Consider the following 13,556-nt stretch of genomic DNA (forward strand, 5'->3'; position numbering starts at 1 on the left):
GAATCACCCGCGCGCGCGATCATGAATCTTCCCGCGTCTCCGCAGGTCACGTATATTTGATCAACGCATTGATGTAACAAAATTCATCATGTGCCGGATCCCCACCGCGTCAGCCCGGTGGCGAGTCGCCCACCTGCACGAACGAGCCGTCGTGGGCGACCCGAAACGTGAACTGCCGGCGGTGGCCGCCGCGCGGGAGTCTCTCGTCCGGCCGCCACCGGCACCGCTCACGACGGGACCCGGGTCCGCCCCGACGCCCGGCCCCGGGTGCGGTCCGCGAGTGCGACCACTCCGGCGTCCCGCCCCCGGTGGCCCGCCGGGCGCGTCAGAGGCGCCGCTCCGACGGCTCGATGCGGTAGTCGTTGATGCTGGCGTCGCGGACGGCCATCAGCCCGTCCGGGGCGAACTGCCACAGCTCGTTGCCGTGGCTGCGCCACCACTGCCCGTCCGCGTCGCGGCTCTCGTACTCGAAGCGCACCGCGATCCGGTCGTCGGTCCAGGCCCAGAGCTGCTTGACCAGGCGGTAGTCGCGCTCGCGCTGCCACTTGCGGGTGAGGAAGCGAACGATCTCGTCGCGTCCGCTGAGGAACTCGTCGCGGTTTCGCCAGCGGCTGTCGACCGTGTACGCGAGGGCCACCCGCTCGGGGTCACGGGTGTTCCACAGGTCCTGCGCGATCCGTACCTTCTCGGTGGCGGTCTCGGCGGTGAACGGGGGGACGATCGGGGTGCTCATGATGCTCCTCGGGCGGGTTGGGGCTGCGGGTCGGTGAGGCGGCGCTGGATCAGCGCCTGGTAGTGGGCGAGCCGGCTGGTCCGGTTGGCGGTGAGGGCGCCGACGAGCCGGCCGTCGCGGTGGTACGTGACGACCAGGCGGTGTCTGGCGTCGTCGTGCTCGACCACCTCCGTGGTGTCGGCGAGGTGTGGCAGCCCGACCGAGCGCATCCGCACGCCGTACAGGTCCGACCAGAAGGACGGCACCGGCCGGTAGCCGGGCGACGTGTCGGGCCGCAGCAGGGTCTGCGCCGCGACGGAGGCCTGCTCGACGGCGTTGCTCCAGTGCCCGAGCGAGACCAGTTCGTCGCCGGCCAGCGGATGCGGCCACCGGGTCAGGTCCCCCGCGGCGACCACGTCCGGCGCGGGCCGTCCGTCGTGTCGCAGGGGTCGGCAGTACCCGTCGCAGACCAGCCCTGCGTCGACGAGCAGACCGGACCCGGCGAGCCACTCGACGTTCGGCTCGGCCCCGAGCGCGAGGACCGCCAGGTCCGCCGCGACGCGGGCGCCGTCGGTCAGCTCGGCTCCGGTCAGCTCGCCCCGGCCGTTGCCGGTGAGGGCCCGGACCCCGACGCCGAGCCGCAGGTCGACGCCGTTGGCGCGGTGCAGGGCGGCCACGAACCGTCCGACGTGCGGGCCGGTGGGCGCGAGCAGCGGCAGCTCCCGGGGCTCGATGAGGGTCACCGCGACGCCGAGGGCGCGGGCCGCCGCGGCCACCTCCCCGCCGAGGAAGCCGGCCCCGACGACGAGCAGCCGGTCGGCCCGGGGCAGCGCCTCGGCCACCGCGGTCGCGTCGTCGAGCCCCCGGACGGTGTGTACGCCGGCCGGTGTCGTGGGACCGGGCCAGCGCCGGGCGCGCGCTCCGGTGGCGAGCACCGCCCCGTCGTAGGGCAGCCGGGTGCCGTCGGCGAGACGCACCACGTGGGCGGAGACGTCGAGCCCGCCGGCGGCCACGCCCAGCCGCCACGTGACATCGAGCCCCGCCGGGACGGGCAGGGTCGTCTGATCCGGCCGCCACCCGCCGTCGAGGACCTGCTTGGTGAGCGGCGGTCGGTCGTACGGCGGGTGGGGCTCGTCGCCGACCAGCACGAGTTCGCCCGCGTAGCCGGACCGTCGCAGCGCCTCGGCGGCACGCAGCCCGGCCAGCGACGCGCCGACCACCACGATCCGGCGCGGATCGCTCATGGTTCGCCCACCAGGCGGATGGCGCGGACGGGACAGGCGGCGACGGCGGCGCGCACCTGGTCGTGTCGCGACCGTGGCGGTTCCGGTTCGTAGGTCAGGACTTCGTCCTCGTCGAACGCGAACACCTCGGGTGCGGCGTACACGCACTGGCCGTGGTTCTGGCACAGGTCGAGGTCGACGGTCACGGTCATGGCTTGGTCGCCTCCGGATCGAGGGTGGGGTTGAAGCGTGAGTACCTGGGCGCGCTCCAGGTGAGCGGGCTGGCGTGGTCGATCTGCACGACGCGCTCGACGCGGAAGTCGACCACCCGCTGGGCGCCGGGCATCGGCACGGCCGGGTCCCAGTCGACCCGGGCGGCGCCGCTGAGGTGCAGGGTCGTGCCGGAGAGCCAGTCGACCAGCAGCAGGCCCGCGGCCGGGTCCTGCTGGAGGTTGCCGAGGGTCATCATCATGGCGTTGCCGACGTAGTCCGGCCAGCGCAGCCGGGCGGGCGAGAGCACCTGCACGAAGCCGGGGTTGCCGCCCCGGTGCGAGGCGTCGCACGCACCGGCCGCCGAGCGGGTGGCCACGAAGAAGGTGTCGGCCCGCCGGACGAACTCCTGCTGGGTCGGGGTGAGGGTCTCGCCGACGACCGGTGGCGCGGTCGGTCGGGTGTCGGCGGCGCGCTGCGGGGTCCGCTGTTGGATGTACTTGGGGCAGTTGGCGTACACCTGCTCGGCAATGATCCGGAGCCCGGCGGGCCGGGGGTGGCTGACGCCGTTGAGCCGCATCCGGCGTCGCGTGCCGGCCTCGATGGCGATCGAACCCACCTGGGCCGGTCGGGCGAGGACCGGGGCGAGTGGGTCGCCGGGCACCGGACGCGCCTCGACGTCGACCGTCCGCTCGTCGGGGGCGCTGACGAAGCCGGCCGGCCCGGTGAGCAGGGTCGCCCACATGCGCCCGTCGTCGTCCGCCGCGCCGACGACGATCATGGGCTGTTCGGTCAGGAACTGCACGGCCGGCGGCGGAAGCGTCGTGCCGATCGCGAGGCGGGAGTACTCCGCCTGCTCGGCCACTCCCGCCCGCCGCTGCGCGGCGAGTTCCCCGGGGTGGTACTGGACCATCACAGCCTCCTTCCGGCTGTCGATCGGCAGGAGCGGCGGCGCCGACCCGGCGGCACGGGCCGGCACCGCGTTGGCCGGGCCTAGAAGAAGCCGCAGGTGGGGACGCCGCTGACCGGGGCGGCGGCCGGGTCGGCCCCGGTCGGGGCGTACACCTCGAGCCGGATGCCGTCGGGGTCGACGAAGAACACGCCGCCGGAGGAGGCTCCCTCGCCGTGCGGGACGACGCCGTCGTACGCGAACTCCGCGCCGAGCGCCTTCAGGGTCGCCTGGACGGCCTCCACCTCCGCGATCGACTCGACCTGGAACGACAGGTGGTGCAGCCCGGGACGGTCGGTGGGGAATCGGCCCTCCGACTGCTCCCACAGCGTCACGAGCAGGTGCCCGTCGCGGCCGAGGAACGCGAAGCGCCGTCCCTCCTCCTTGCCCTCGGCCTGCACTTCGAGCCCGAGCACCGCCCGGTAGAAGTCGAGCGAGCGGGCGAGGTCGGTGACGTTGAGCCCGACATGCCCGGTCTTCAGGGCGGTCGGGGCGGCGAGCGTGGTCATGGGACTCCTTCGATGCGGTCGCGCCGGATCATCCGACGCTTTCTAACCGGTGATCATCACGCTAAGGGTTAGAACGCAACCCGTCAAGCCGGCCTCATGGGTTAGGGTGGCGACATGAGTGGTGAGGGACGAGTGCGCGATCCGCGTCCACTCGTCGGCGAACCGCTCGGCCTGGACCTGCTCAACACGATCTGGGTGGACGCCGAGGGCCCGCATGACCTGCTCGGCGACCTGGCGGGCACCCGGGTCTGGCTGGCCAGCAACGACCGCTCCCACCGCCCGGCCACCGAGCCGGTCCGCCAGGCGCTGCTGGTGGCGCGCGAGGCGATCCGGGCGCATGTCACCGACCCGACCTCGCCGACGGCGATCGCCGACCTGAACGCCGTGCTCGCCCGGGGGCACCTCACGCGCAGCGTCGGGCCGGACGGGCCGACGACCACCGCGCGGGTCGACGACCCCGCGCACCTGACGGCCTGGCAGGCGGCGGACTCCTACCTCACGCTGCTGGCGGAGCGCCCCGACCGGGTGCGGCGCTGCGCCCATCCGGACTGCGTCCTGCATTTCTACGACACCAGCCCGAAAGGCAGTCGCCGCTGGTGCTCCATGGCCGGCTGCGGCAACCGGGCCAAGGCCGCCCGGCACTACGCGCGCACCCGACGCCCGGCCGGCTGAGGCCACCGCCCCCGCGCTCCGCCACCGCCCCGGGACGGTCGGCGCCGCACCGCCCGCCCAGCCGGTGCCCGCCGCTCACCCGCTACCGGCGCGACAAGTGCGGCCTGCCGAAGAGCCGCACCGCAGCCAAGGGCCACCACGACATGCCGGGCAGCGACCACACCGATCCCGGCCCGCGCTGGAACTGGGACCACCACGCCTCGCTGGTCGACGCCGACCTCCACGTAGGACTCTCCACCGGCACCGCCCTCAACCCCAGCACGACATGCGTGGACCACGTCCCGGCCGCCGCCGCTGGTCGGTGCCGCCGGGCCGGCTCCCGTCGGCCGTCGACGTGGCGCCGATGAAGATCGGCTTCCCGGTGGGACGCCGGCGGGCACGACCTCGACAACATGACACGCGGGGTGGGGTGTTCCCCGTCTCACCGCGGCCCCTCAGCGGATCTCCGTGGCGGCCGGTACCCTTGATCGGGTACAGACTGTGCGCATATGTCCGCTATTCGAGGGGTGACCATGCCCGATCACGTGTCTGGCCGCATCGACCTCGCCCGCCTGCAGGAAACGCTCGACGGCCCGTGGGCCAAGGTTCGCAACGCGCACCGCGATCACCTCGACGAGCGTTTCCTCCCGGTGTACGGCGAGACCGGCGATCAGGCACGTGAGCGGATCACCCGGCTGCTCCACGAGCTCCCCGTCGAGCTGGGCATCGCGTCGGCCTTCCCCACCGAGTACGGCGGCGGCGGCGACGTCGGCGGCTCGATCGTCGCCACCGAGATGCTCGCGCAGGTCGACCTGTCGCTGATGGTCAAGGCGGGCGTTCAGTGGGGTCTGTTCGGCGGGGCGGTCGCCGCCCTCGGCACCGCACGGCACCACGACGCCTATCTGCGGGACATCATCGCGGGCGACATCTTCGGCTGCTTCGCTATGACCGAGACCGGCCACGGCTCCGACGTCCAGCAACTGCGCACCACCTGCACGTACGACCCGCGGACAGAGACCTTCGATCTGCACACCCCGCACGAGGCGGCACGCAAGGACTACATCGGCAACGCGGCCCGGGACGGGCGGATGGCGGTGGTCTTCGCGCAGCTGATCACCAACGGCCGGCGGCACGGCGTACACGCGTGGCTGGTCCCGATCCGCGACGGACAGGGCAACCCCGTGCCCGGCGTGACCATCGGTGACGCCGGAGCCAAGGCCGGCCTGCTCGGCGTCGACAACGGGCGGCTCAGCTTCGACCACGTCCGGGTGCCGCGGGACATGCTGCTGGACCGGTACGGCCAGGTCGCGGAGGACGGCACGTACTCCAGCCCGATCGAGAACGACTCCCGGCGGTTCTTCACCATGCTCGGCACCCTGGTCCGCGGCCGGGTGAGCGTGGGCGGCGCCGCGTCGGCGGCCACCAAGTCGGCGCTGACCATCGCGGTGCGCTACGGCGACATCCGCCGCCAGTTCGGCACGCCCGACGCGGACCGGGAGGTGCTGCTCAACGACTACCTGGCCCACCAGCGCAAGCTGCTGCCCGCCCTGGCCACCACGTACGCGCTGCACTTCGCCCAGACCGAGCTGGTCGTCGCGCTCGACGAGGTGCAGGGCGGCGACGGGCCGGTCGACGAGCACCGGCAACGGGAGCTGGAGTCCCGGGCGGCCGGTCTCAAGGCCGCGCAGACCTGGCACGCGACCCGCACCATCCAGATGTGCCGGGAGGCGTGCGGCGGTGCCGGCTACCTGGCCGAGAACCGGCTGCCCAGCCTCAAGGCCGACACCGACGTCTTCACCACCTTCGAGGGCGACAACACGGTGCTGCTGCAACTGGTGGCCAAGGGCCTGCTCACCGGCTACCGGGACGAGTTCGGCTCGTTGGACGGCTGGGGGCGCGCCTCCTTCGTCGCCGAACAGGTCCGCGAGATGGTGCTGGAGCGTACCGCCGCCCGGTCGCTCATCGAGCGGCTGATCGGCGCCGTGCCCGGCCGCGACGAGGAGGTCGCCGTCACCGACCGCGGCTGGCAGCTCAAGGTCTTCGAGGACCGCGAACGCCACCTCCTCGACAGCGCGGTCCGGCGCCTGCGCAACGGCGCGGCCAGCAAGAAGGACCGCCCGTTCGACATCTTCAACGACGTCCAGGACCATGTCCTCGCCGTCGCCGCCGCGCACGTCGACCGGGTCACCCTGGAGGCGTTCGTCGCCGGCATCGAGGACGTCGCGGACCCGGCGGTCCGGGCGCTGCTCGACCGGGTCTGCGACCTGTACGCGCTCAGCGTCATCGAGGCCGACAAGGGGTGGTTCCTGGAGCACGGTCGGCTCACGCCGGCGCGTTCCAAGGCGATCACCGGCGTGGTGAACGGCCTGCTCAAGGAGCTGCGCCCGCACATGCGGACGCTCGTGGACGGGTTCGCCATCCCGGACAGCTGGCTGCACTGCGCCATACTGCGTGAGGAACCCGGCCGCCAGGAGACCATGGCCGCCCATGACGCGGCCGGCGATCCGCAGGCAGTCCCGGCGTAGGCACGAGGGATCCGGGCATCCCGCGATGTTCCCGCCGACCTGGGTGGTGTCCGGTTGATCGTCGTCCGCTCCGTGCTGCTGGTGGGCCTGTTCTCGGCGAAGGACCGCGACCATCGGGAGCGCCTCGACGCGCTGGAGGCGCGGGTGACCGCGCGGGGATGGCGGGTGCTGGGCCGGTTCGTCCAGCGCAGGGGTGTCTCCGACGGCGGGGTACGACTGATGACCGGGCCGTTGTCGCGTCGCTTCCTGATCGGTACGGGAAAGCTGGAGGAGATCGTCGCGAACTGCTCGCGGGAGCACGTCGACGCCGTCGTCTTCGTCAACGAACTGAGCAGCTACCAGCGCCGATGGCTCTCGGCCCGACTCGGGTGCCCGGCGCTGACCGAGGGCGACCTCGACGCGTCAGCGCATGTCGCCACGGGCGACCCCACCCGAACGCACCGCCGCGCCGGCCGTGGCCGGGCGTTCAGACGCCGCCGGTAGTGCGATCACTCGCGGGCCACGACGCACCGTCGGATTCGGCGGCGATGCCGCCCGGGACCGCGAACCGTTAAGGTGCCGCTGTGCGATTGATGATCGCCGCGGCGCTCGGTGCGGTCCTGCTCGTCGGCGGGTGGTTCGACGTGCTGTGGGCGCAGAACGCGATGTTCGATCTGCAGGCCGCAGCGCACAGCGCGGAGGCCGACCGGCACGTGCTGCCCGCGTTGGCGAACCTCTACACGGCCGGACACTACGGCGTCCAACTGGCCGCCATCCCGATCGGCGCTGCCCTCGCGGCCGACCACCGGGTGGCGGTGGCGTCGCGGCGTGCCGGCTCGGTGGTGCTGTCGGCCGGTCTCGCCGGGACTGCCGTCGTCGCGCCGTTGGCCGTGCTGACGCTGCGGGCGAATCCGGAGTACGCGCGACTGCTCGACCTGTCCACGCTCGCCGACGGTCGCGTCCTGTCGGCAGCCGTCGGCGGCCTGGTGTCGTGCGTGAGTTGGGCGCTGATCGGTGTCGTGGTGGGCGCACGTCGGCGATGGTCGTCCCGTGCGGGTTGGCTGGCGTGGGCCGGCTTCGCCGGGCTCACCTGGTGTTGGGGCGTGCTGGTCTCGGTCGGGCCGCTTCGAGGCTGTGGGCCGGCCCTGCTCGTGCCGAGCCCGACGACGCCGGGCACGGCGGCGGGGCTGGTCGGGGCGGACCGTGGCTGGGCGTGGCTCGGCGTCGGGTTGGTCACGGTCCTCGCGGTCGCCGGCGTGGTGACGGCCGCGCGCGCCTCCGACGTCCTCGGCAGCCCGGCCACGCACCGCCGGCGGCTCGGCGACTCGGAACGCTAGTCCCGGGTCAGCAGTTATGCCCGCCCCGGATCGAACGTGACGTCGACGCCGGCGCCCTCCGGCACCGCGTCGCGCGGTTCGACCCCCTGCCCGGTCACGGTGATGGTGCCACCGGTCGTCTCACCCCGTAGTCGATGCTCGGCCCGTCAAACGTCGAGCGCAGCACCGCGCCGAGGCCGGTGCCACCGTCGGTCACCGGACTGAGCCGGATCGTCTCGGGCCGCACCGTCAGACGGACACCAACTTGCGGGCGTGGACCTTGCCGACCTGGATGCGTTGTCCCGCGACCTGGATGCTGCCGTTGATGGCATCTGAGGGCACTGCGAAACTCCGTGGTCACGCGGCCTCGGGCCGTGTTTCCATGCCGCCGTGAGGGGCGGGAACATGTCCGGCGTCGAGGTGCCGGCGAGTGTCCGAGAGCGGACCGTTCGTGACCTCGGTGGCTGTGTGCGGCTGCTGGCCGAGGTCCACGGGCGTGACGGCTATCCGGTCAACTGGCCGGAGTTCCCGGACGCATGGCTCACCCCACCCTCGCTCGTCGCCTCGTGGGTGGCGGAACTGGATGGGCGCCTGGCCGGCCATGTCGGCTTGTCCCGCAGTGACGCGGGAGACGCGGCCCCTGCGCTGTGGGCCGCTCGTGCCCGCGTGAGTGTCGACGCGACCGTTGTGGTGAACCGACTGTTCGTCGCTCCGTCGGCCCGCGGTCACGGGCTCGGTGCGCTGCTCATGGCGCGGGCCGTCGAAGAGGCTCGGGATCGTGGTCTGCATCCGGTACTCGACGTGGTGGCCTCCGACACGGGGGCGGTGGCGCTGTACGAGAGGCTCGGCTGGCGACTGCTGGCCACGGTCGAACAGCAGTGGAGCCCGGAGCAGAAGGTGAGGGTCCGGTGTTACGCCGCCGGGCAGCCGTAGGGCGGTGGCGGCAAGGCACGGGCGGCGGCGCCGGGGCGGCGCTCCGAGGACGGGGTAGCGGCACACGCGCGGCTTCGCGCCTGGGGTGAGGACGAGGCGGCGCTGATGAACAACGGCAGCGGAGACGAATGGTCCGTCGTGTTCACCGTCGGGGGCGCGTTCATCCGCGTGTTCGACCACGAGTCGGCGATGACGCCGTACCGCGACCCGGTGCACCAGCTCTGGCCCGGGCTGCTCGACGGCCTCCCGGCAGTGCTGCGCCCGCAGGTCGAGGAACCAGCGTTCGGCGACGAGGAGGGACGGTTCGTGGCCACCGCCGTCCTGTGGCGGCTTGCCGGTGACGACCGCTGGCGCGCAGGCGAGCACATCGCGTTCCCCCAGCCCCGGGGAGCGTACGACACCGACCCGGATGGCTCCGGCCTGCTCGAGATTCTGCTCGACGACATCGCCGACCGGTACGTCTCGTTCGCGCAGGACCACCACGAGGTCGACGTGGACCCGAGGGCGGTCGAGCACGTTGTCGCGCACCGACCGCTCACCGACGTCGTCGTGCGGGCTCTCAACGCGGAAGCGACCGTTTCCGGGCTGTACGAGGACGTCGCCGCGATCGGGTACCCCATCGCGGCGTGACGCGAGTCGGCACCGGCTGCCGCTTCTCGCACGGCATCCCGGACGGTCCCTCAGTGCGGGCTGGGGCGTGGAGCGCTGATGGGTGTCATGCCCGCCTGCTCGCGACGCGCGTTGACGGCGGCCTCGATCGTCGCGAAGGCGTGCACCTTCGCGTCGTGGTATCCCGTCCTGACGATGGTCTGGCCGGGCCAGCGACGGTAGAGCACGGTCACCGCGGGCAGGGTCAGGCCCGGTCCGGAGGCGGCCACATTGAGGCAGAATCCGACGTCCTCGTTGACGCCGAGGCCGGGCCAGCCGAAGGCGGCGAGGGCCACCGACCGGCGGACCATGATGTTGTTGGGGTGGAAGGGGAAGGGCGAGACCCACTCCTCCTCCAGCTGGTGTCGCTGCCAGCGGCGCGGCTGGTCGATCCATCGCGGCGTACGCGACAGGTCGTCCAGCCAGCGACGGTTCGTCGCCACCCAGACGACCTCGTCCGGGTACGGAGTCGTGGCCACCGCCTCGAAGCCGTCGACGTCGAGCACGTCGTCGGCGTCGAGCGGGAAGATCCAGTCGCCGGTGCTGGCCGCCAGTGCGTGGTTGCGGGCCGCCGACACGCCCTGCGCGACGGGCAGGGCCAGCACCCGGTCGGGGCCGGCCTTCTCGACGGTGGCGTCGTCGGCCCCGGGGCCGTCGACGACCAGACACCACTCGACCCCGACGCCACAGCCCGTCAGGCGCGACCGCAGGGCGGCGATGCTCTCCGCCGTCTCGTGCAGGAAGTCCGTTCGGCGCGGGTGGGCGGCGGTCAGCAGGGACACGCGGACCGGCCGAGCTGCCGCCGTCACCGTGGTGTCGCCCGGATGGGCTCGGGCAGCGGGTTGCCTCGCCAGGACTCGCAGCGCAGGGATCCCGCGACACGAACGACCTCGACCCGCTCGACGTTGTCGATGCCGGGGTCGGCGAGGACGAACTCCGGGGTGAGGTTGACGCACAGGTGCGGAAGGACGATCCGGAACAGCGTGCCGTGGCCGACGAGGACGATGGTGTCGTCCCGGCCGCCCCGGTCGTCGAGCCGTTCGAGCAGGCACCCCACCCGGTCCACGGCGGAACGGGCGCACTCCCCCGCCGGCGAGAAGGGATGGTCGAGGTCACCGAGGCGCAGCCAGCGGTGCCAGGTCTCGTCGATCTGCGCGGCGATGTCGTCGTGCAGGCGTCCCTCGATCTCGCCGGCGTCGCACTCGGCCAGTTCCTCGGCGACCTGCATCGGCGCGTCCACCGCCGCCGCCACGATGGTCGCGGTCTCGACCGCCCGCCGCAGTGGGCTCGTCACCACGCCCACCACGTTCGGCAGCGCGGCCAGTCGCCGGCCGGCCAGTGCGGCCTGCCGGCGGCCGGTCGCGTCCAGGGACGGGCCGGGACGCCGGGTCGAGATTCGCCGCACGGTGTTCTCCGCCGTCCGACCGTGCCGCAGGAAGACAAAACGCACGTCGCGCCCCTTCTCTCCGGTGGGAAGTCAGACCCGGGCGGTCTGTCGCTTCGGCCGGTAGGCCACCGCGGCCTTCGGATTGCGGTGGAAGAGCTGGTCGATCTGGGTGGCGTCCAGGCCGATCGAGAGCATGTTCGCCCGCTGCAGCTCGTACCCGGAGGAGCCGGCCGCCACGGCGCCGTCGTCGCGCAGCCGCAACCGGCTGTAGGTGTCCTGGGTCAACGCCTCGCCGGCCATCGTGTTGATCTCGGTGTGGTCGGTCAGCGCGATGAGCCGGTCGCAGCCGAGGAAGTCCACCGTGCGGCGGCAGATGGCCAGGTCGACGTGGCGGCCGTCGAAGTTGAGGCAGGGCATGAGCCGGCCGTCGAGCGCCGCGGTGAGCACGGCGGCGGGAACCGGGCCGAGGAGCTCGGCGATGTTCTGCCGCGTCCAGGTCGGGCCGATGACCGCGGCGAGCTGCTCCGGTTTGCGGGCCAGGGCCGCCTCGGTCCGCCAGGCGTGGGCGAAGGTGCGGGGCATGTCGTTGTAGAGGTGATCGGTCAGCACGAGGTACGGCGACGACTCGTAGCGGGAGTGCAGGTAGTCGAGCACCTCGCCGACGCGCCGGGCGCTGCGGTAGGGGTCGTCGCGGTGGAAGTGCCCGACGGCGATCCGCACCTCGTTGTCGTAGCAGCGGTCGAGCAGGTCGGCGAACGTCATCCCGTCGTCGAGGGGCTCGTCCAACGCGGCGCCGTCCGGGGCCATCACCACGTACCGCAGCCCGTGCGGGCCGAGATCGGCGAGCTGGCGCCACTCGTCCGCCGTCGGATGCCACTTGCCCTTCCTGGGGATGCCGCCGTCCGGACCCAGCAGCGGGCCCTCGATCGCGAAGCCGGCGATGTTCGGCAGGGCACCCTCGGCGGACAGCACACCGTAGCGTTCGACGAGGGCGCGCAGCGCCGGAAGCTTCTCCCGGCGCAGGTAGATCGTCGGGACTATCTCCACGTCGCGGTCGGCGGCGAGCTGCTGGAGCGGGGCCAGGTCGTCGGGAGACATGGTGGAGAAGTCGTACGGACCCAGGCCGTGGAAGTGGTAGAGGAAGGCGGTCATCGGTAACTCCCCAGGAGGTGTGTCGGGCGGTCGGTGCGATCGCCCGGGCGGGTGCGACGGTCGGTTGCCGGGCCGGCACGCCGTCACCGCGTGCCGGCTTCATGCTTCGCGGGCCTCACCTCCCCGCTCCGGCGTTCCCTCGGCGGCCACCATGCCGGCGGCGAGCGCGAGCCCGACTCCGGCGAGTGCGACCGTCAGGAACGCCACGCGCAGTGACGCGAGCTCGGCCACCTGGCCCACCAGCACGGGCGCGACCAGCCAACCGGCGTAACCCATCGCGCTGACGGTGGCGATGGCCGAACCGGAGTCCCGGGCCCCGGCGTGCCGGCCCGCCGCGCTGAGGATCAGCGGCACCAGCACGGACAGTCCCGCGCCGAGCAGGACGAAACCCGCCACGGCCATCGGAGCCGCCACGGCGGCCACCACGACCACCGACCCGACGACGGACACGATCGCCGCGACGCGGGCGGTTGTCGCCGGCCCCACGACGCGTACGACGGCGTCGCCGACCAGCCGGCCGGCCACCATCGCCGCGGCGAAACCGACGTAGCCCACGGCGGCCGGTCCCGCGGCGACGTCCGTGACGTCGTGGACGTACACGCCGCTCCAGTCCGCTCCGGCGCCCTCGGCGTACATGGCGAGTGCGGCCAGGGCGCCGAGGCCGAGCAGCGGTGCCAGCGGCGCACGCCGTCGCGTCGCCGGCCCGGGGGTCCGGCTCAGCGCGACGACGCCGAGCAGCGTGGGAACGGCCACGGCGAGCAGCGATACCGTCGCGATGACGAGCAGAACGGAGGCGCTGAGGCCGGCTGTCGCGCCGGCCACCGCGAGCCCGGCCGCGGCGAGCGACCCGGCGCTCCAGGCCCCGTGCAGACCGGACATGATCGGGCGGTCCAGTTCACGTTCGACCGCGACGGCGTAGGCGTTCATCGCCACGTCGCTCACCGCCCCCGTGGCGCCGAGCAGCACCATCACTGCGAGCAGGACGGCGAACGAGGGGGTCAGCGCGATGGCGAGCAGCACCAGGACGTAGCTCACCAGGCCGACGCGGATGGCCACCGTGGCGCCGTGGCGCCGCACCAGGGGACCCGCGAACGCCAGCGCCGCCACTCCCCCGGCGACCTGAAGCAGCAGCGCGAACCCCAGGTCACCGGTGGACAGGCGCAGGCTCTCCCGAACCGCGGGGATCTGAGCGGCCCAGACGCCCTGCACCGCGCCGTGCAACAGGAAGGTCACCCTGATCGGCGCGACGCCGACGGCGGACACCGGGCGCAGGCCTGTCACGTCAGGCCGTCGTCGTGCGGTGCGGCTCCGGAGCCGTCGTCGGCATGCGGACGGCGCGAGACAGGAACACTCCGAACCAAC

General features: G+C 72.9%; 15 protein-coding genes. 6 read left to right on the plus strand and 9 right to left on the minus strand.

What is annotated here, in order from left to right; all coding sequences use genetic code 11:
- Positions 1 to 325 precede the first annotated feature (325 nt).
- The 5 genes from GA0070606_RS01940 to GA0070606_RS01960 all read right to left on the minus strand — a co-directional run bounded on the left by GA0070606_RS01940 (position 326) and on the right by GA0070606_RS01960 (position 3,603).
- Positions 326 to 733 carry a nuclear transport factor 2 family protein gene (locus tag GA0070606_RS01940; RefSeq protein WP_091094775.1) on the minus strand — a complete coding sequence of 136 codons (408 nt, stop codon included), beginning with the start codon at positions 731 to 733 and terminating at the stop codon, positions 326 to 328.
- Positions 730 to 1,956 carry an NAD(P)/FAD-dependent oxidoreductase gene (locus GA0070606_RS01945; protein WP_091094776.1) on the minus strand — a complete coding sequence of 409 codons (1,227 nt, stop codon included), beginning with the start codon at positions 1,954 to 1,956 and terminating at the stop codon, positions 730 to 732. Before GA0070606_RS01945 ends, GA0070606_RS01940 begins: the two co-directional genes overlap by 4 nt.
- A complete protein-coding gene (locus GA0070606_RS01950; RefSeq protein ID WP_091094777.1) occupies positions 1,953 to 2,147 on the minus strand; it encodes a ferredoxin in 195 nt (64 codons plus the stop codon). The genes GA0070606_RS01945 and GA0070606_RS01950 overlap by 4 nt, the downstream gene beginning before the upstream one ends.
- Positions 2,144 to 3,058, minus strand: coding sequence for a pyridoxamine 5'-phosphate oxidase family protein (locus tag GA0070606_RS01955; protein ID WP_091094778.1), 915 nt, complete (start codon positions 3,056 to 3,058; stop codon positions 2,144 to 2,146). The genes GA0070606_RS01950 and GA0070606_RS01955 overlap by 4 nt, the downstream gene beginning before the upstream one ends.
- 80 nt (positions 3,059 to 3,138) lie before the next feature.
- Positions 3,139 to 3,603 (minus strand): VOC family protein, encoded by a 465-nt coding sequence (locus GA0070606_RS01960; protein WP_091094779.1) that lies wholly within the window; start codon positions 3,601 to 3,603, stop codon positions 3,139 to 3,141.
- 114 nt (positions 3,604 to 3,717) lie between these two features.
- Between GA0070606_RS01960 and GA0070606_RS01965 the strand changes: the two genes are divergently transcribed.
- The 6 genes from GA0070606_RS01965 to GA0070606_RS01995 all read left to right on the plus strand — a co-directional run bounded on the left by GA0070606_RS01965 (position 3,718) and on the right by GA0070606_RS01995 (position 9,637).
- A complete protein-coding gene (locus GA0070606_RS01965) occupies positions 3,718 to 4,275 on the plus strand; it encodes a CGNR zinc finger domain-containing protein (RefSeq protein ID WP_091094780.1) in 558 nt (185 codons plus the stop codon).
- A gap of 512 nt (positions 4,276 to 4,787) precedes the next feature.
- Complete coding sequence (locus tag GA0070606_RS01975) at positions 4,788 to 6,779, plus strand: acyl-CoA dehydrogenase family protein (protein WP_091107150.1); 1,992 nt, start codon at positions 4,788 to 4,790, stop codon at positions 6,777 to 6,779.
- Positions 6,780 to 6,833: 54 nt separating this feature from the next.
- The gene (locus tag GA0070606_RS32840) at positions 6,834 to 7,262 is read left to right on the plus strand and encodes an HflX-like GTP-binding protein (protein WP_218105938.1); all 429 of its coding nucleotides are present in this window, start codon (positions 6,834 to 6,836) and stop codon (positions 7,260 to 7,262) included.
- An 80-nt stretch (positions 7,263 to 7,342) separates the two neighbouring features.
- On the plus strand, positions 7,343 to 8,095 hold the full coding sequence (locus GA0070606_RS01985) for a hypothetical protein (RefSeq protein ID WP_141721516.1): 753 nt from the start codon (positions 7,343 to 7,345) through the stop codon (positions 8,093 to 8,095).
- 384 nt (positions 8,096 to 8,479) lie between these two features.
- Positions 8,480 to 9,007, plus strand: a complete 528-nt coding sequence (locus GA0070606_RS01990) for a GNAT family N-acetyltransferase (RefSeq protein WP_091107153.1) — start codon at positions 8,480 to 8,482, stop codon at positions 9,005 to 9,007.
- Between the two features lie 105 nt (positions 9,008 to 9,112).
- Positions 9,113 to 9,637 (plus strand): hypothetical protein, encoded by a 525-nt coding sequence (locus GA0070606_RS01995; protein WP_176737193.1) that lies wholly within the window; start codon positions 9,113 to 9,115, stop codon positions 9,635 to 9,637.
- 50 nt (positions 9,638 to 9,687) lie between these two features.
- Here GA0070606_RS01995 and GA0070606_RS02000 read toward each other — a convergent pair whose 3' ends face one another.
- The 4 genes from GA0070606_RS02000 to GA0070606_RS02015 form a co-directional block, all read right to left on the minus strand.
- Complete coding sequence (locus GA0070606_RS02000) at positions 9,688 to 10,464, minus strand: glycosyltransferase family 2 protein (protein WP_176737194.1); 777 nt, start codon at positions 10,462 to 10,464, stop codon at positions 9,688 to 9,690.
- Complete coding sequence (locus tag GA0070606_RS02005) at positions 10,461 to 11,105, minus strand: histidine phosphatase family protein (protein WP_091094784.1); 645 nt, start codon at positions 11,103 to 11,105, stop codon at positions 10,461 to 10,463. The genes GA0070606_RS02000 and GA0070606_RS02005 overlap by 4 nt, the downstream gene beginning before the upstream one ends.
- Positions 11,106 to 11,132: 27 nt before the next feature.
- Positions 11,133 to 12,194, minus strand: a complete 1,062-nt coding sequence (locus GA0070606_RS02010) for a hypothetical protein (protein ID WP_091094785.1) — start codon at positions 12,192 to 12,194, stop codon at positions 11,133 to 11,135.
- A 99-nt stretch (positions 12,195 to 12,293) separates the two neighbouring features.
- Positions 12,294 to 13,475, minus strand: a complete 1,182-nt coding sequence (locus GA0070606_RS02015; protein ID WP_091094786.1) for an MFS transporter — start codon at positions 13,473 to 13,475, stop codon at positions 12,294 to 12,296.
- Positions 13,476 to 13,556 lie beyond the last annotated feature (81 nt).

Origin of the sequence: Micromonospora citrea (assembly GCF_900090315.1) — a bacterium.
Taxonomy (GTDB): domain Bacteria; phylum Actinomycetota; class Actinomycetes; order Mycobacteriales; family Micromonosporaceae; genus Micromonospora; species Micromonospora citrea.